Origin of the sequence: Micromonospora sp. NPDC000442 (genome assembly GCF_042898635.1) — a bacterium.
Classification (GTDB): domain Bacteria; phylum Actinomycetota; class Actinomycetes; order Mycobacteriales; family Micromonosporaceae; genus Micromonospora.
Genome location: NZ_JBIAYZ010000062.1, coordinates 1 through 1,008, shown reverse-complemented (window position 1 = coordinate 1,008; position 1,008 = coordinate 1). Strand labels below are relative to the sequence as shown.

Genomic DNA, 1,008 nt, shown 5'->3' with positions numbered 1-1,008 from the left:
TACGGCAGCCGCCGTTTGAGATGTCGCTGGTGGGGCCGGGTAGACGAGGTGCGGCCACCGCGTGATCGTCTGTCTGCTGTGGACATGACTTCAGATCTGGCGGTGGCCGCGTGCCACAGCGTAAACCCTGCCCGGTGGCGGCGGGTTCTGGCCGGGGTGTGTGATGCGTTCGCGGGCCGGTTCGGGCGGGTCGAGCCGCGGCGCACGGCGACGGCGTTCGTGACCGGGCTGCTGGCCGATATCGAGGTCAAGACGTGCTGGCAGTTGGCGGAGCAGGCCGGGCATGCCCGGCCTGACGCGATGCAGAGGCTGTTGTATCGGGCGGTGTGGGACGCCGACGCCGTCCGCGACGATCTGCGCGACGTGGTCGTGGCCCGGTTCGGTGACTCGGACGCGGTGCTGGTCGTTGACGAGACCGGGGACCTGAAGAAGGGCACGCATTCGGTTGGGGTGCAACGCCAGTACACCGGCACCGCCGGCAGGATCGAGAACGCGCAGGTAGGGGTGTTCTGCGGCTACGCCAGCCGGCATGGGCACACACTGATCGACCGCCGGGTCTACCTGCCGGTGTCGTGGACCGATGACCGGGACAGATGCCAGGCCGCCGGAGTTCCCGACGAGGTCGCCTTCGCCACGAAGTCCGAGCTGGCCGCCGACATGATCACCGCAGCCCTCGACGCTGGCGTTCCCGCCGGGTGGGCGGCTGCGGACGAGGCCTACGGCAACAGCAGCGCCTTCCGCGCTCACCTGCGCGAACACCGCCTGGGCTATGTCCTGGCCGTGTCCCGCAGCCACCTCGTCCCCCTCGACGGCGGCAAGACCCGCCTGCGGGCTGACCGGGTCGCCGCCGACCTGCCCGCCTCGGCGTGGCAGCGCCGCAGCGCAGGCGCCGGATCCAAGGGCCCACGCTTCTACGACTGGGCCTGGCTCGACGACGTGTGCACCGATGCCGACCCCGACGACGGCGGCCACCACAGCCTCCTAATCCGCCGCAACACCACCACCGGT

General features: G+C 70.6%; 1 protein-coding gene. It reads left to right on the top strand.

All coding sequences use genetic code 11. From position 1 onward, the window contains the following. On the top strand, positions 1-1,008 hold a 1,008-nt coding region (locus ACFY2A_RS30545), incomplete at both ends, for an IS701 family transposase (protein ID WP_387176812.1).